Raw genomic sequence first — 17,139 nt, 5'->3', positions numbered from 1 at the left:
TTATTATTTTTTGGGTTCAGCAGGGTTTTCTTTGATTTCGATAAGGGAAGCGCCCCAGGCGTAGACTTCGTCATTTGGATTAATGTCACTGATTAGGCATCTAAAAATGGATTGGTCTTCAGGTTTATTAGCTCTAATACTGTATTTTTTCCAGATATTCGTGAGTTGTATTTCTAGAAAATTGTAAGTTGTCCAAGGAGTACCTGTTTTTTGAATTCTAATTTTTATTTTTCCATTACCTTTTAGCCAAATTGAAAATTCGAAGTTTCCTTTAGTTTTGTTTACATATTGAATGATTTGTCCAGTTGATTTATTTTTATTATTTCCTGTAATGGCATATACTGACTCATAATTATTGGGGGAGGGAATATTTTTATTAGTCAAGGTTGTATATTGCTGTTGCCATTTATCACTGTTATACAAGTTGTTTGGCGTTTTTAACAAATTATCAGGATTATTCCCAATAAAATCCTGACTATTCCCCGCCATATTAATTCGCTGCATCATCTCTTCATTGAAGAAATCATCTTCAGGAATGTAGTCTTCAAGTCCTTGTATTTTTGGAAGTACTATAGGTTCATCTTCTTTAAATAAATCTTCAACAGATTTTGGTCTTTCATCTTCACGCCAGTCAAAGCCTTTTAAACGTTTGTCTTTGTCAAGGTATTTGGATTCTGGAGGCAGGGTTCCGTCAACTTGATTGAAACGGGTGTATTCTTCAATATCACCATTAGCAAAAAGAATAGAAATACTTCCTGATTTAGCCTTGTCAATACCAACCAATTCTTGCTTATCATTACGAACATAGAAAATAGATTGTGCGTTTTTGGTAATGTCAACTGTTCGTAACTGATTTTCGTTATCAAATAACCCTAATAATTTTAATCCGTTAATTTGATTGTAACCATCATCGGTAAGGGTGTCTTTACTAATGATAAACGCATTGTTGAAAACAAGAAGAGAATCTAATTTTTCAGTTTTTGTATTTGAAAATAGATGTATTGTATCACCTGTCATCTGGCTTTCGGCATTCCACATGATAGGTTTTTTTATGGTAGAAAACTTATCAGTAGTAGCTAAACGGTTTAGATTTATAAGTTGTGTTAAACCTGTTTTTTGATTGGAGTGAATGGAGTCTGCTTTACCACTTAAGTCTGTTTTAAAGATTTTAGCTTTGTAATAGGCTCTTAAAATACGTTCATCGGGTTTGCCTGTAACCATAATTTTATCGGCGTGCATGTAGATGGAATCGTTTTCCTGTTTAGTAACTGCTAAAGCGCGTTTTGTAATGAAAATAGAATCATTTTCTTTAAAAACTTCAGCATAATGACCTTTAACAATGGTTTTGTTTATAGTATCGGTTACTTTAATATTATTTGTAGCTGAAGCAAAGCTTATGTTGTTGTCAAAATATAAGCTATCACCTTCTATAATCCGATTGTCATAATCGATCCTTGAATTTTTAACAGCAAAACCCGTTTTGTTTTTGGTATCGTAAAAGCCTTTTTCGCAATAGGTTTTGCTGGTTTCGGTCACAATAGTCGATGGTCCATATAAATATGCTTTCCCCGTATCGGAATAAAAATCAAAGTAATTTGAATTTATAACAGCGTCGTCATTTGTTAAAACGACATTTTCTGTAAAACGATATTTTTTTTGTTGCATCAAATAACGACCAATTTGACTGGTAATGGTTCCTGAAGTGTCCTTTAAAACGGTGCCGCCACTTTTGTAAAAAGCTTCCTGATTGATTCTGTCGAAATATAAAGTGTCGCTTGAAATAGTAGAATTGGGGTCTTTTAAAACCACGTCACCACTGGCAAAAGCCAGCTGTGAAATACCACTGTATTCAATATATTTAGAAGACATATTGATGGTGTCTCCCTGAATCATTTTTACATTTCCGTACGCTTCAATAAAATTTTCAGCACTATAGTGAATCGCTTTATCACACCACATTTCAATACTTCCATGAGCAATATGTACTTGCTGAGCATCGTCTCTGGTTAAAAGTTTCGCTCCAGGATAGTTTTCTTCGTCAACATTAAGTCTACCGGAATATTTGATTTCTATTTTTTTCTTTTCTTGAGCGGAAATATTACCAATTATAAATAGGAACAAGAAAAGTAAAAAGTATATGGGGTTTAATTTTTTCAAGATTAAAAAGTTTGTAGCAAAAATAACGATATTTCTAAAGTTTAATTGTTTTGACACAAAAAACGCTCCAAAATTAATTAAGAGAATTAATAAGATATAAACAGACTGCTTTTTATGAGGTTTTATTCATGTTATAGTTAAAATTATTTTCGAATTTTTTAAAAAATCTATTTTCTTAAGTTCTGAATACGTTGTAAAAGTGTTGGGTGCGAATAATGCATAAACACATAAGCCGGATGTGGTGTTAAATTACTTAAACTATTTTTAGATAGTTTTTTTAACGAGGTAATTAAAGGGTCAGCTTTATATGTTGTTTTGGCATAATCATCGGCTTGGTATTCAAACTTACGTGAAAACACATTCATGATTAATCCTGTAATTTCTGAAATAGGCGAATACAGCATTCCGAAGGCTATTAAACCAATGTGAAAGCTTGGCATATCTACTCCTAAAGCATTTGAAAGTAACGGATTCGAAATAAAAAGTGATAACACATAAAGCGTCAATCCGGTAAGTAATATTGAAGAAATTAAATTGAAAATAATGTGTTTCTTTTTGTAATGCCCAACTTCATGTGCCAAAACCGCAACAATTTCTTTATCGTCTAAATCATTAATCAACGTATCGTAGAGGGTTACACGTTTTTCACTTCCAAATCCTGAAAAATATGCATTGGCTTTGGTGCTACGCTTAGAGCCGTCAATTACAAAAATCTTATCAAGTTTAAAACCTACTGTATTGGCATATGCTGAAATTTTGTCGCGTAAATCGCCAGCCTCTAAAGGGGTTTGTTTATTGAATAGCGGCACGATTAGTTTAGAATAAAACATATTCATAAACACGGTGAAAACAGTAACCAGTCCCCAGGCATATAACCAGAATTCTTCTCCTGAAAATTGATAAAACCAAATGATTAAAGCTAAAATACCTCCGCCAACAATAGCCATCATCAACCAGCCTTTTATTTTATCGAGAATGAATGTTTTAAGGGTTGTTTTGTTGAATCCGAATTGTTCTTCAATAACAAAGGTGCTGTAATATGAAAATGGTGTGGTTAAAATGTCGCTTCCAATCATGATAATTCCGAAGAAAATTAAAGCAATTATAATCGGATTTTCACTATAGATTCTGGCTATGTTATCAACCCATGCAAAGCCATCTAACAATAGAAACCCCAAGGTTAAAACAATAGAAAATGTTGAGGTTATAATGCCAAATTTATATTTGGTAGACTTATAGCTTTGTGATTTTTTGTATTCAGCTTCATCGTAAACATCTTGCAAATCTTTAGGTAAAGCATCATTAAAATGTTTTGCGTTAAGCGCATCAAGAATTTTATCGACAATAAAATTGACAATAATTATGGCTATAATAATATAAAATAGAGTAGTGGAAGTCATGTTTTTATTTGAAATTTCTTTGGCGTTTGGCTTCAAAAATCAGGATGCCGGCAGCAACCGACACGTTCATAGAATCGATCTCGCCTTGCATGGGAATGATGATGTTTTGGGTTGAATGTTTTTGCCAGGTATTACTTAATCCAGTCGCTTCGGTACCAACAACAATAGCGGTTGGTTTGGTGAAATCCTGTGTGTGATAATCAACTGAAGCTTGTAGTGCAGCGCAGTAAATATTGATGTTCTGAGAACTTAAAAAAGAGATGATTTCTTCGGTTGTTCCGGTTGCAATCTGGTTTGTAAACACACAACCTACACTTGAACGGATAATGTTCGGGTTGTATAAGTCGGTTTTGGGATTGGCAATAATTACAGCATCGGCATTGGCTGCGTCGGCTGTTCTTAACAAGGCTCCAATATTTCCTGGTTTTTCTGGCGCTTCGGCAACTAAAATTAAAGGCGTTTTGGTGTTGAATTTCAAATTTTCAAACTGATGTGTTTTACATTTTGCAACAGCTAAAACCCCTTCTGTAGTGTCGCGATAGGCTAATTTCTCATAGACCTCTTTCGAGATTTCAATAAGATTGATAGAAGAGTTAACAAAATCCTTAATTTCAGATTCAGAAATTAAATCCGGGTAAAATAAAACAGTATCAAGTTGATAACCACCTTTTACAGCTAAAGAAAGTTCACGAACACCTTCAATTAAAAACACCCCCGATTTTTTACGTTCACGAGATTTATCTTTTAGTTGAACTAATTGCTTTATATACGAATTCTGTATGCTTGTTATTTGTTTGCTCATATGGAGGACAAAAATACGTATTTAAAAAGACTTGAAGTAAATAAAAAAGCGAGCTATACTGCTCGCTTTTTTATTATTTGGTTTTAAGTTTTTCTGAATACCGTTTCCAAAGTTCCGTTTGGTGCGTTTCCAAACTAATTTGTCTGCCATCAATAAAGGCATGAGAAATAGTATTTGTTTTCATATCAAGTGCATCACCTTCTGAAATAAATAATGTAGCACTTTTCCCTTTTTCTAAAGAACCATAATCGGTATCGATCCCTAAAACTTTTGCTGCATTTAGAGTTATTAATTGTAAAGCCTGTTCCTGAGATAAACCGTAAGTAACTGTAGTTCCTGCATAAAAAGGTAGGTTTCTTGAACTCATACGTTCCATATCACCACTGCTGTCCAAACAAACCGTTATACCTTGATTAACCAATAAACGCGCGGTTTTGTAGGGTAGATTATAATCATCGTCGTCGCTATCAGGAAGCGAATGCACGCGATTTAAAACCACAGGAATGTTGTTTTCTTTTAAAATATCAATAGTCTTATAAGCTTCTTTTCCACCAACAATTACGACATTATTTAATTGAAAGGTTTTACAAAAGTTAGTAGCATCGATAATACCTTTTTCTTCATTAACATGGATGAACAATTTTTGATTTCCATTAAAAAGACCCTCCATAGAAGTAAAAGGCAGATTGGTCGGTTTTTTATCGCCCTTATTATAGGCTATTGCATTTTGAAAATAAGTTTCAATTTCTTTAATCTGTTCGTTGTAGTTTTCATTCGCTGAAATTCCTGTACGGGTATTTGAAAATAAGGCATGAGAAGCTGAAAAATTACTTGGCCAGTTCAGATGAATGGCATCATTAATTTTAATAGCAGCGTCTTCCCAGTTCCAGGCATCAAATTGAACGACAGATGATGTTCCTGACATACGTCCGCCTTGCGGGGTAATTTGCCCGATAAGTACGCCGTTAGGTCTTAAACTTTCAACAATTTTAGATTCGGCATTATAGGCAATTAAACTTCTAATGTGGGGGTTCCAGGCTCCCATTTCTTTTTCATCATCTGAGGCTTTTACAGCATCGATTTCTACCAACCCAAGAGTGGAGTTTGGTAAAATAAAACCAGGATAAACATGTTTGCCATTAGCATTAATAACATCGATGTTGGTTAAATTTAGTTTTACTACATCGCCATCAACAATGTTTGTAATTCTCCCGTCACTTAATATAATAACACTGTTTTCAATAACAGTACCATTACCTATATGAGCCTTTGCTCCCAGGATAGCAATGTCCTTTGTTTGTTTTGTAGCAGGTGTTTGTTGTGCAAATGCGTTAAGGCAACAAACAAAAGCTATGTATGATAAGAATGTTTTCATCTTTATATTATTAAATCTCATTTTCAATAGAATCGCAGTGTAAGTGTTTGTGTTCTTTCTTTTTAACAGGTTGCGTTTTATCACCTTTGTTTTTAGATTGAAGCATCATATTAATCAACTGGTTTTTTTCTGTTTTAATGGCTTTACGCATCTTTTTATCTTGCTCAATATCGAAATAGGTAACACCTTCTATAATTGTTTTTTCAGCTTTAGCGTAAATACTTAAAGGATTGTGAGACCATAAAACGACATCAGCATCTTTACCAACCTTTATGCTTCCAACACGATCATCGAGATGTAATAATTTGGCAGGGTTTAAAGTCACAAACTTCCAGGCATCTTCTTCACTAACGCCACCATATTTAATGGTTTTTGCAGCTTCCTGATTTAGTCTGCGAGACATTTCGGCATCGTCACTATTAATAGCAACCGTAACACCAGCATTGTGCATAATGCTCGCATTGTACGGAATAGCGTCGTTAACTTCGAATTTATAAGCCCACCAATCGCTAAATGTCGATCCGCCAACGCCATGCTCAACCATTTTATCGGCTACTTTATAGCCTTCAAGAATATGGGTAAATGTATTAATGTTGAAGTCGAATTTTTCGGCTACTTTCATAAGCATATTAATTTCGCTTTGTACATAGGAGTGACAGGAAATGAAGCGTTCTTTGTTTAGAATTTCAGCTAAAACCTCCAATTCTAAGTCTGTTTTATAAGGTTTTCCGCTTTTCTTTAAAGCATCGTATTCCTTAGCTCGGGTAAAGTAATCGATATATACCTGTTCAACCCCCATACGTGTTTGCGGAAATCTGCCACCACTCCAGTTAGACTGCTTGACATTTTCACCAAGGGCAAATTTTATGAATTTAGGGGTGTTGTCGTAAACTAAATTATTTGCCGATTCTCCCCATTTTAGTTTGATGATAGCCGAACGTCCACCAATAGGGTTCGCCGAACCATGTAGAATTTGAATGGAGGTAACGCCGCCGGCAAGGTTTCGGTAAATATTAACATCGGTTTCATTAATAACATCTTCGATGGTAACTTCGGCAGATGAGTTTTGTCCAGCTTCATTAATTGCGGCAGCGGCAATATGAGAGTGCTCGTCTATAATTCCAGCTGTTAAATGCTTACCAGTGGCGTCGATTACTGTAGCTTTTCCATTGGATAGGTTTTTGCCAATTTTAGAAATTTTACCGTCTTTAATTAGTACATCGGTGTTTTCTAAAATGCCGTCTTTTTCGTTTGTCCAAACCGTGGCATTTTTAAATAACAAGGTTTCAGCCTTTGGCATTTCGGCGAAACCGTAGGCTTTATTTGGGTAGGTAACAGGTAAAAGAATGTTTGTGTCTTTTGTTTCGGTTTCCGATTTGGAATCTTCAGCTTCTTTTTCTTCAGCCGTAATTTTTAAAGGAAATTCACTGCCGTTTGGTAGAATATACTTTCCTCTTAACACGCGATCCTTTTCAGTTAAAGCAGTTATTCTTATAAACTCCTGTTTGGTAGAATCTTTTGATGCGATTGCAATATTAACCCAGTCATCTTTGTAAGTCAGGTTGGCATTTAGCTTTTGTTCACCTTGTTTAACTTCAATTTTAGGTTTACTCAATTCGCCTGAAATAGACATGCTATAGTTCTCATTTGCTAAAGTTACTTTGTAATCACCTTTTATATCCTTTTTATTGATGTCTTCAAATGTTGTTTTATTGCCCTGTACCCAGTTTTCGTAAATGGTGGTCTTTTTGTCGAAGATATCACCTGAGGTTACAATAAAATTCGCCAGATGCCCTTTTTCGAGAGAACCAATAAGTTGTTCTTTTCCTAAAAGTTGCGCTGGAATCATAGTTAAGGCTTCCAGAGCTTTTTCTTTAGAAAGCCCCGTTTCAATTGCTTTGAGTAAGTTTTCCCTAAATTCTTTTAGAGATTTTGAACTGTGTGTCGTAAATGCAAAGATAATATCATTCTCAGATAATATTTTAGGATTTGAAGGTCTTTGATTCCAGGCTCTCATATCTCCCAAAGTTAATGCCGATGATAAAAACGGATCTTCCACATCGTAAGCATCAGGGAAATTTAATGGCAATATAAGTTTGGCTTGAGAGGCTTTAATATCGGCAATGCGCTCATATTCATCACCACCGCCTAACATCACGTATTGCACGCCATAAGCATCACCAACTTTGTCGGCTCGCATAATGTTGGCTCGACTTCCGGCATCAAAAAACTGAACCAGATTTTTATTGTCGTTAAAGGCTTCTAATGATAAGTCTTTGGTATCTATATGGCCACCAGCATACCAGTCGGCATCAATAAATACCTGTCTTAATAAAGCCATGCTTCCCATTAAAGAAGTAGGATAGGCTTGTTGAGATGTTATACTTTTACTAAAAGAGGAATATTGTCCTGAATTTTCATCTATAATACGGTATTGGTTGCCTTGCTCATTATTCAATGCAATCAATACGCCTGTACCTCTAACAATACCATCAGGAATATGTGTGTTTACAACTCCAAACCCGGCTTTTAATAATTCGGTAGCTTCTTTAGTATTGTAATTAAATGCATCTGTTGCATGTTTTTCAGGCATGATATGGTCGTTCCAGTAATAACCTGTACGTGAAGAATCATATTGCCTTGATCTTCTACTTGAAGCAGAAGATGCGTTTGGAACTTCAATTCCGAAAGAAGAAAAGACATCGATAAAAGATGGGTAGATGCTTTTACCTTCAACATCGATAATAATTGAATTTTTTGGAATGGAAACCGATGATCCGGTAGCAACTACTTTTCCATCTTGAATAAGAAGAGTTCCGTTTTCAATAATTTGTGAGGGAGTAACAAATAGCTTGGCGTTTGTTATGGCGGTGTAGTTTTTGTTCACAGTGTGTACGCCATCATTTTTTGGAAAATAATCCTGTGCAAATAGGCTCGTTGAAAATACAATGGCCATACCTGCTAAATAATTTTTCAGCATGTGATAGAGGTTAGTTAAGTTTTAAATGTACGAAAAATCTAATTTTATTGAATAATATTCAGTAAATTTTAACTTTTCATAAAGATTTTTCATTGAAGTAATTGCTCAGTAATGCTACCACATAACTGTAACTTTCCATGCCTTTGCTTTGTTGGTTGGCTTTTAAATAGTTACTGTAAAAGATTTTGAAAAAGGGTTCTAACGGATTGGCATGAGCTTCCCAGAAGTCGCGGGTTTCTTTATAATTTTTTAAAACGCCCTCATTAACATCGGCAACTAAGTCGTCGTAAAGACATTCATCTCGAGAATAGACTTCGTTTAAGCAATAGCGTAATCCAAAAGTAAAGCCGGCATAATTAAAGTAAATATCATCATGATTAATAGCCGCTAAACAGCCTATAAAATTAGCTTCGTTTTCAGCAGCATAGCCCAGCTGGTGAGCAATTTCATGAGAAGATGTTGTTGGTATTTTAATGGTTGGAATAATGGCGTCAACTTGAGCCTCGTTGGTTAACGGATTTAAATAACCACTAAAACCCATATATGTTAGCGGGTAACTAAATAGCGACTTTTTTACACTTTTTGGGTGGTATTCCAAATGTGGAAATATGGTTTTTAAGTTTTCATAACCTATAGGCGCCATGTTTAAAATTACTGTTTTGCTATAGGGGACGGTAACTTTAATAGTATCATTATTGGTGATTTTTAAATGCAGCTCGTTCGATTTTTTAATGAGCTTTTCGGTAACAGCGACCAATTGTTCTGTAGTATAATCGCGATTTAGGTTTAAGTTTTTATGAAGCGGTAATCGGTGGTAATTTAATCCCCAGCATAAATGAAACAAAAAGAAAATAACAGACAGTGCTACAGTTACATCAATCACCCAATTCAGACTATCTTTCAAAATACGGGTTTTGTTTAAATACAGCCATCTTAATATATAGATTATGGCAAAAGCATAGATTAAATCACCAAACGAAAACGGTAACCAGCCCAGCGTATATCGAAATAGCTTCGAAATTATTGGATACAGTCCATTACTGTAATAGGTTTCAACAAATTCAGGATACTTGCCCAGTAGCTTAACAAACAGATATTGCGGAATAATAAGCAGGGCAATAATGGTCTTTTTCTTTATCTGCATATTTCAAAAATAATAAAAATAAGTACCCGATGGTCGGTGTTTATCCGTTAAGGTTTCTTCCTGCTGTTCGTTATATCTTTTTTTGTCATGCTTCTAAAAAAAGGATGCCACTTCCATCAGGAGTAGCGACTTAAATCTGTGGGTTTTTGCTACCTTTGCAAGTACTAAAACTATATAAAAATGAGTTCAGAAATAAGACAACTTCAACCCCAACAATTGTGGAATAAATTCGCCGATTTAAACGAAGTTCCACGTCCTTCAAAAAAAGAAGAGCGTGTTATAGCGTTTATGAAAAGTTTCGGTGAAAACTTAGGTTTAGAAACAGTAGTTGATGCTGTTGGGAATGTCATCATAAAGAAGCCTGCAACCGCAGGAATGGAAGATAAAATTACTGTGGTGATGCAGTCGCATTTAGATATGGTTCACCAAAAAAATAACGATACCGTTTTCGATTTCGATTCTCAGGGTATTGATATGTATATTGATGGCGATTGGGTACGCGCGAAAGGAACGACCCTTGGTGCCGATAACGGTTTAGGTGTGGCAACGATTATGGCTATTTTAGAAAGCACCGATATTGCTCATCCTGCCATAGAAGCTTTATTTACCATTGATGAAGAAACAGGAATGACTGGAGCAATGGGCTTAAAAGGCGGATTGCTTTCAGGTGGTATTTTATTGAATTTAGATACCGAAGAAGATGATGAGATTGGTGTAGGTTGCGCCGGAGGAATCGATGTTACGGCCACCAGAACTTATGAGGAAGAAGAAACACCGGAATTTAAAATTGGATTCGAGATAAAAGTAAAAGGGTTGCAAGGAGGACATTCAGGAATGCAGATTCATGAAGGTCTTGGTAATGCCAACAAAATTATGAACCGCATGTTATTTGACGGTTTCGAAAATTATGGATTACGTATTTCGCAATTAGAAGGAGGAAGTTTACGTAATGCCATTCCTCGCGAGAGTGTTGCTGTTGTGGCTATCGATGCCATTCATGAAGAAGCATTTGTATTAGAAACTAAGATTTTAGCAGATGTTATTAAGAATGAGTTAAAAATCATGGAACCAGATTTAGAAATTTTAGTTTCTAAATGTGATACGCCAGAGAAAATTATGGATTTAGGTATTCAGGAAGGGTTTACCAGAGCACTTTATGCTGCACATAATGGTGTTTACCGTATGAGTGCAGATATTCCTAATTTGGTGGAAACATCAAATAATATAGCTAAGGTTATTATTAAAAATGGAAATATTCACGTAGGATGTTTAACGCGATCTTCGGTTGAGAGTTCAAAAATGGATTTAGCGAATACCTTAAGAGCGACATTTGAATTAACGGGTTGTGAAGTTGAGTTTTCAGGCGATTATCCTGGTTGGGCGCCAAATATGGATTCTGCCATTTTAAAAGTGATGAGTAAATTATACGAGGATTTAAATGGAGAACAGGCGCATGTAGCTGCTTGTCATGCCGGATTAGAATGTGGTATTCTTGGGCAAAATTATCCTGAAATGGATATGATTAGTTTTGGTCCTAATATTAAAGGAGCACACAGTCCAGATGAACGTGCACAGATTTCTTCAGTTCAAAAATACTGGGCATTTGTTTTAGAAATACTAAAGAACATTCCGAGTAAAAATTAATTAAAGTGTATTTTATCGAATAAATTTGCGTTTAATCGATGTGTTTTGCATATTTGTTTAGTGAAAAGCATTTTTTGAATGAAACATAAAGTAAGCCCCAAATGGCCTCTAAAAAGAAACATTCGGAATAATGCTTTTTATTTTTTCACTAAGAGAGATTTAAAATACTAAGATTGAATTAAGGTACAGGGTCGTAACCTGAACCTCCCCAAGGGTGACAACTAAAAATGCGCTTTATTGCCAGCCATCCACCTTTAAACAAACCATATTTTTGTAAAGCTTCTTTGCTGTAATGCGAACAGGTAGGCGTGTATCTACAGGTTGCTGGTGTTAGCGGAGAAATAAAGGTTTGATAAATCTTTATTAGAAATAGAAACGGTGCAACAAGTAGTTTTTTCATGTTTTTGTTAACCTGAACTTGTTTCAGGTTCTTTTGTTAGTTCGAGCGGAGTCGAGAACTTTTAGTTAGCAAATTCTCAACTGCGCTCAAACTATCAATATTTAATTTACGGAAAAAGTCGTACCGTCTTTACCGTCTTTTAGTTGAATTCCAGCGTTTGCCAATTCATCACGAATTTGATCAGATAAGGCAAAATCTCTATTCGCTCTGGCTTCTTGTCTTAATTTTATTAAAATATCTACAGCTGCCGATAATTTATCGGTACCCGATTCCTTTTTAGTCACGTTTTCAAGCCCTAAAATATCAAAAGTAAAGATGCTAATCGTTTCTTTTAATAATTCTAGATCGGTTTCGGTTAAGGTTTCTACACCTTCTTTAATCTGATTAATATATTTTACAGCTTCGAATAAATGCGCAATAACAATAGGTGAATTAAAATCGTCATTCATAGCATCATAACAAGCTTGTTTCCATGCACTGATATCTATCGTTGAGGTTTTAGAAGCTTGCAGACTATCTAATTGATTAATGGCATCCATTAATCTGTAAAAACCTTTTTCGCTTGCTAATAACCCATCATCGGTTAAGTCTAAAACACTTCTGTAGGACGATTGAGCTATGAAGAAACGAATCACACTTGGCGCGTAAGCCTTACTGAAAAATTTGTTATTTCCAGATAATAACTCATCCGGATTCACTGTGTTTCCAGTAGTTTTAGACATACGTTGTCCGTTTAATTCCAACATATTGGCATGCATCCAATAGTTTACTGGTGATTCTCCTTTAGCGGCTTCATTTTGAGCAATTTCACATTCGTGGTGCGGGAATTTTAAATCCATTCCTCCACCATGAATATCAAATTTATCACCTAAATATTTAGTGCTCATGGCTGTACATTCTAAATGCCAACCCGGGAAACCGTCTCCCCAAGGCGAAGGCCAGCGCATAATGTGTTGCGGTTCGGCTTTTTTCCAAAGGGCAAAATCCTGCGGATTCTTTTTATCGCTTTGTCCGTCTAATTCACGCGTATTGTGGATTAAATCGTCCAGTTTTCGTTTGCTTAATTTTCCGTACTCATGACTTTCATTAAACTTATATACATCGAAATATACCGATCCGTTTACTTCGTAAGCAAAACCATTATCGATAATGCTTTTTATAAGTTCAATTTGTTCAATAATATGTCCTGTTGCTGTAGGCTCAATGCTTGGCGGCAGGAAATTAAAGATGTTTAGAATGTTATGAAAATCTACAGTGTAGCGTTGCACAACTTCCATAGGTTCAATTTGTTCTAAACGTGCTTTTTTAGTGATTTTATCTTCACCTGCATCGGCGTCATTTTCTAAGTGACCAGCATCGGTAATATTCCTTACATAACGAACTTTATAACCTAAATGCTTTAGATATCTGAATATCATATCGAAAGACATAAAGGTTCTTACATTTCCTAAATGCACGTTGCTGTAAACCGTTGGGCCACATACATACATACCCACGTGGCCTTCGTTTATAGGTTTAAAAAGTTCTTTTTTACCAGTAAGAGAATTATATATTTTTATCTGTTGATCTTGAAAAAGTTGCATTGATGTTGGGTTGATAAGCAATTAGTTTAACTTAAAACTTAGTGTCTAATTTTATGTAATCTAAAAATTCTCTGCGCACAGATTCTTCTTTGAATTTACCACCAAATTCTGAGGTTACGGTACTACTTTCAATATCGCGAATACCTCTTGAGTTTACACATAAGTGTTTTGCATCTACAACGCAGGCAACATCGTCTGTGCCTAAAACTTCCTGAAGTTCTTTAACAATTTGAATCGTTAAACGTTCCTGTACTTGCGGGCGTTTAGCGTAGTAATCTACAATTCGATTCATTTTAGATAAACCAACAACCGAACCGTTAGAGATGTAAGCAATATGAGCTTTACCAACGATAGGTAATAAGTGGTGTTCACAGGTTGAATACACAGTAATGTTTTTTTCAACAAGCATTTCACCGTATTTATATTTATTGTCGAAAGTTGAAGCACTTGGCTTTCTTTTTGGATCTAAACCTCCAAAAATTTCTTTAACAAACATTTTGGCAACACGGTTTGGCGTACCGCTTAAACTGTCGTCTGTTAAATCAAGACCCAATGTTTCCATGATGTGACGAACATCGTCTTTAATAATTTCTATTTTTTCTTCATTAGACAATTTAAAAGCATCACCTCTTAATGGGGTGTCTGATGAAGTTCCAATGTGGTCGTCTCCTAAAGATTCAAATTCTTCTAAGTTATTCTCAATTTTCATCTGTTCATTTCATTGTTGTTTAGTTGAATGATTGTCATATCATTAACTAAAAAAATCACTTTAAGTTTGCAAAGATAAGCAAAACTGTTTTGTTATGATTTGTATTATTACACAATTAATTTAAAGAGTAGGTCTGTTTTTTTATGTATTAATTACATGAAAAATAAAAAAAGCTTGAATTAATTAATCCAAGCTTTTTTAAATATTGTTTGGTTTCGTTTTACAAGTTGAAACTTAACGAGAACGTAACGTTCGAATTCGTTTGATCTATTGATGCAGAATCTATCAAGCCAACATTATATAAGGGCGTTTCGAACGAGCGTTGCGACTGATCGAAAGTGACATCAAATTTCGTGTTTCCAAAGCTATAACCTAAACCTACAGAGAACCCGTTTAAATCTCCAACGGTAATACCATCGGCATACGGACTTTCTTCATAGCGGTAACCACCTCGTAAACTTAATTGCTTTATACGGTATTCTCCACCAATGCGGTAAGTAGAAGCGGAGGTTAAAATATTATTCATGACAGTGTTTTGCTCAGCAAAGAAGCTATCAGATGTAGGTTTAAATTTTGTATTGCTGTAATCTTTAATAGAGTAATCAAAACTGATTAAGCCTTGACTTCCGAAAATATAAGCTAAACTTCCTGTGAATTTACCAGGAGTTTGAATTCTGTATTGCGGGTAAACATTAATGATGGATGGAATATAGTCAACATCGGGATCTGCAAGATTGGTATTGATATATTGTGTTGTTTCTTCTCTAATGGTATACCAGGTAGGAGAGTCGTACGTTGCACCAACTCTAAATTCTTGTGAAAGTTTTAAAATACCACCTAACTGAAATGAAAAACCATTTCCTGTGGTAGATAAGGTATTGTCGAAATCGATAAGCTCGATATCTCCACCATTGTTATTGTCCTCCATTATGCTGGTTAAACGATCATAATCTATAAAGTGTGAATTTAAGTTAAGTCCTAAATATAACTTGTCTTGGTACTGCGTGGCAAAGTTGAAGGATATTTTACCGTTGTATCCGGTTGAAATGTAAGCGTAATCGTGAGCAAAGTTTCCGGTTGCCACGTTTGCTATATATTCGGTGTTGTCGTCGCTATCAGTAACCGGGTCTAAAATATAGGCCTGATAACCTAAAAAAGCTTGTTGATGCGCAAACCCGTATTTACCACCGATAGCTTGATAGGCTTCTTCAATATATCTGTCGTTAAGTGAAATCTCTACAAGTCTTACTCCATCGGCGTAATCGTAAAAATAACTTGCAATGGAGTTGCTAAATTGGCCATCATCATTGGTGTTTGTGCCAATAGCATTCCATACATTTTCATGATTGTTGGTTTTCTCATAAGCCACACCTAAAGAAAACTTGCGCCAAGGTGAATTATTTCTTGCAGCGAATACAAACGAAGCACCTCCCTGATTTAAGTCAAACTTGGAATTATTGACTTTGTTAAACCCGTTGAAATATTGCGTTTCATTTTTTACATCGGCGTTTGATAATGAAAACGAAACATGACTCGCATTAAATACTGCCGAACTGGCCGGGTTTAAACTCACGGCACTCATGTCGCCACCTAAGGCTCCAAAGGCTCCGCTTAAGGCTCTGAAACGCGCTGTTCCTTGAATTTCACTTTGCGAGTAACGCAAAGCATCACTAATATCCTGAGCATTTAGTGCGCATGCCGATAGTATACCTATAAATAACAGGTTTAACTTTTTCATAGTTTAATTTTTCTTTTTTTTTATGCTTTTTATCCTCTTCGTCCTCCACTTGAAGATCTTGAACTTCCACCACCACTACTGGAACGACTACTGCTTCCAGAAGACGATCTCATACTTGAGCCTGAACTGGAACTTGATCCGGAACTGTAACTTCTACTAGGAGTGTAAGATGAGTTACTACTTCCTGATGATCTTCTAGAGTAATTACTATTATTACTGTTTGAAGGTGAATAGGTTCCCGAGCTTGTTCTTCTGCTTGAAGATGCTCTGGATGTTGAGTTTGTTGATGGCGTGTAAGTCGAAGTTGAGCGTCTTTGTGAGCTACTTGTATAATTACGCGAACTATTAGTTGTATTGTAATTTCTTCTGTCGGCACTCACGCCATTGGTATTTACAGTGCTTCTTCGAGTAGTATACTTTGAAGTTCTATCGGAACTTGTGTAACTGGTTCTTCTATTTATGGTAGAATTTGTAGCTCTGTTAGCATAGGTGCCTCTTCGGCTTGCGCTATAAGCAACATTTCTTCTGTCGTAAATACCATTGTTGCCCCAGTAACCACCATAATATGTGTTGTAACCATAATATCTGCCATAAGGAGTGCCATAGTAGCCTACATATCCATAGCGCCAAGGGTATCCCCAGCCATAATAACCACCATACCAGAAAGGATCGCAATAACCCCAGCTGTTCCAACCCCAGCCCCAATTCCAGTTGTTGTAACCGTAATTCCAGCCGTAGTTCCAGCCCCAATTGTTCCAACTCCAGTTGTTCCAATATGGGTCACCCCAATAGCCATATCCTGTATTGAAGTTAATAGTTACACTGCTGTTTTCCTGTCCCCAGCCACCATATCCTTGGTAGTCATTGGCCTGAGCATCATCTTCAGAGTACCCCGATGTTTCATAATCATCGATATCGGTAAAAATTTCTCCACTGGAAACCATATAATCAGCTTCCATAGATTTATTTTTAAAGTAATTAGAGTAGTAATTGTTTTTAGAATTTTCCTTAGGCACTTCAACAACAGCTTCCTCGTAGCGATCGTATTGTTCTGTGCTTCCGTAAATCCCATCATTAGCGCCAACATATTGATAAGAACCACATGAAGACAAGCCAATTGCCAAGCCTATAACGGCTAAAATTGGCATTTTCTTGGTTAAGTAGTTGTGAAATAGCATATCATTAGATTTTTATTGTTGAACATAAC

12 protein-coding genes are annotated in these 17,139 nt (G+C 35.7%); 1 reads left to right on the top strand and 11 read right to left on the bottom strand.

Annotation, left to right across the window (positions count from 1 at the left end; genetic code table 11):
- Positions 1–3: 3 nt before the first annotated feature.
- The 6 genes from NO995_RS01190 to NO995_RS01165 form a co-directional block, all read right to left on the bottom strand.
- Positions 4–2,157: an OstA-like protein gene (locus tag NO995_RS01190; RefSeq protein ID WP_258225950.1), complete on the bottom strand. Its 2,154-nt coding sequence runs from the start codon at positions 2,155–2,157 to the stop codon at positions 4–6.
- A gap of 167 nt (positions 2,158–2,324) precedes the next feature.
- Positions 2,325–3,557: a M48 family metallopeptidase gene (locus NO995_RS01185; protein ID WP_258225949.1), complete on the bottom strand. Its 1,233-nt coding sequence runs from the start codon at positions 3,555–3,557 to the stop codon at positions 2,325–2,327.
- 4 nt (positions 3,558–3,561) lie between these two features.
- Entirely contained in the window at positions 3,562–4,359 is a 798-nt protein-coding gene (locus NO995_RS01180) for an RNA methyltransferase (protein WP_258225948.1), read from the bottom strand.
- 73 nt (positions 4,360–4,432) lie between these two features.
- Complete coding sequence (locus NO995_RS01175) at positions 4,433–5,734, bottom strand: amidohydrolase family protein (protein ID WP_258225947.1); 1,302 nt, start codon at positions 5,732–5,734, stop codon at positions 4,433–4,435.
- Between the two features lie 10 nt (positions 5,735–5,744).
- The gene (locus tag NO995_RS01170) at positions 5,745–8,714 is read right to left on the bottom strand and encodes an amidohydrolase family protein (protein WP_258225946.1); all 2,970 of its coding nucleotides are present in this window, start codon (positions 8,712–8,714) and stop codon (positions 5,745–5,747) included.
- A 76-nt stretch (positions 8,715–8,790) separates the two neighbouring features.
- Positions 8,791–9,858 (bottom strand): DUF3810 domain-containing protein, encoded by a 1,068-nt coding sequence (locus NO995_RS01165; RefSeq protein WP_258225945.1) that lies wholly within the window; start codon positions 9,856–9,858, stop codon positions 8,791–8,793.
- Between the two features lie 180 nt (positions 9,859–10,038).
- Here NO995_RS01165 and NO995_RS01160 point away from each other — a divergent pair, with 180 nt between their 5' ends.
- On the top strand, positions 10,039–11,502 hold the full coding sequence (locus NO995_RS01160; RefSeq protein ID WP_258225944.1) for an aminoacyl-histidine dipeptidase: 1,464 nt from the start codon (positions 10,039–10,041) through the stop codon (positions 11,500–11,502).
- A 178-nt stretch (positions 11,503–11,680) separates the two neighbouring features.
- Here the strand turns inward: NO995_RS01160 and yidD are convergent, their stop codons facing one another.
- The 5 genes from yidD to NO995_RS01135 all read right to left on the bottom strand — a co-directional run bounded on the left by yidD (position 11,681) and on the right by NO995_RS01135 (position 17,110).
- On the bottom strand, positions 11,681–11,902 hold the full coding sequence (gene yidD, locus NO995_RS01155) for a membrane protein insertion efficiency factor YidD (RefSeq protein ID WP_258225943.1): 222 nt from the start codon (positions 11,900–11,902) through the stop codon (positions 11,681–11,683).
- 101 nt (positions 11,903–12,003) lie between these two features.
- Positions 12,004–13,485: a cysteine--tRNA ligase gene (cysS, locus tag NO995_RS01150; RefSeq protein WP_258225942.1), complete on the bottom strand. Its 1,482-nt coding sequence runs from the start codon at positions 13,483–13,485 to the stop codon at positions 12,004–12,006.
- A gap of 31 nt (positions 13,486–13,516) precedes the next feature.
- Positions 13,517–14,194, bottom strand: coding sequence for a GTP cyclohydrolase I FolE (gene folE / locus NO995_RS01145; protein ID WP_240571338.1), 678 nt, complete (start codon positions 14,192–14,194; stop codon positions 13,517–13,519).
- Between the two features lie 220 nt (positions 14,195–14,414).
- Positions 14,415–15,932 carry an OmpP1/FadL family transporter gene (locus tag NO995_RS01140; RefSeq protein ID WP_258225941.1) on the bottom strand — a complete coding sequence of 506 codons (1,518 nt, stop codon included), beginning with the start codon at positions 15,930–15,932 and terminating at the stop codon, positions 14,415–14,417.
- A gap of 29 nt (positions 15,933–15,961) precedes the next feature.
- Entirely contained in the window at positions 15,962–17,110 is a 1,149-nt protein-coding gene (locus NO995_RS01135; RefSeq protein ID WP_258225940.1) for a hypothetical protein, read from the bottom strand.
- Positions 17,111–17,139: the final 29 nt, after the last annotated feature.

The sequence above is a fragment of the Aestuariibaculum sp. M13 genome, from assembly GCF_024723255.1.
In the GTDB taxonomy this organism is placed as follows: domain Bacteria; phylum Bacteroidota; class Bacteroidia; order Flavobacteriales; family Flavobacteriaceae; genus Aestuariibaculum; species Aestuariibaculum lutulentum.
The sequence above is the reverse complement of the archived record's forward strand: the minus strand, read 5'-3'. Positions and strand labels throughout refer to the sequence as shown.

What these genes read in the sequence shown, in the direction of transcription:
- NO995_RS01140 (WP_258225941.1), bottom strand. Translation starts at nt 15,932, where the DNA reads ATGAAAAAGTTAAACCTGTTATTTATAGGTATACTATCGGCATGCGCA.
- NO995_RS01135 (WP_258225940.1), bottom strand. Translation starts at nt 17,110, where the DNA reads ATGCTATTTCACAACTACTTAACCAAGAAAATGCCAATTTTAGCCGTT.
- NO995_RS01185 (WP_258225949.1), bottom strand. Translation starts at nt 3,557, where the DNA reads ATGACTTCCACTACTCTATTTTATATTATTATAGCCATAATTATTGTC.
- folE (WP_240571338.1), bottom strand. Translation starts at nt 14,194, where the DNA reads ATGAAAATTGAGAATAACTTAGAAGAATTTGAATCTTTAGGAGACGAC.
- NO995_RS01175 (WP_258225947.1), bottom strand. Translation starts at nt 5,734, where the DNA reads ATGAAAACATTCTTATCATACATAGCTTTTGTTTGTTGCCTTAACGCA.
- yidD (WP_258225943.1), bottom strand. Translation starts at nt 11,902, where the DNA reads ATGAAAAAACTACTTGTTGCACCGTTTCTATTTCTAATAAAGATTTAT.
- cysS (WP_258225942.1), bottom strand. Translation starts at nt 13,485, where the DNA reads ATGCAACTTTTTCAAGATCAACAGATAAAAATATATAATTCTCTTACT.
- NO995_RS01165 (WP_258225945.1), bottom strand. Translation starts at nt 9,858, where the DNA reads ATGCAGATAAAGAAAAAGACCATTATTGCCCTGCTTATTATTCCGCAA.
- NO995_RS01160 (WP_258225944.1), top strand. Translation starts at nt 10,039, where the DNA reads ATGAGTTCAGAAATAAGACAACTTCAACCCCAACAATTGTGGAATAAA.
- NO995_RS01180 (WP_258225948.1), bottom strand. Translation starts at nt 4,359, where the DNA reads ATGAGCAAACAAATAACAAGCATACAGAATTCGTATATAAAGCAATTA.
- NO995_RS01170 (WP_258225946.1), bottom strand. Translation starts at nt 8,714, where the DNA reads ATGCTGAAAAATTATTTAGCAGGTATGGCCATTGTATTTTCAACGAGC.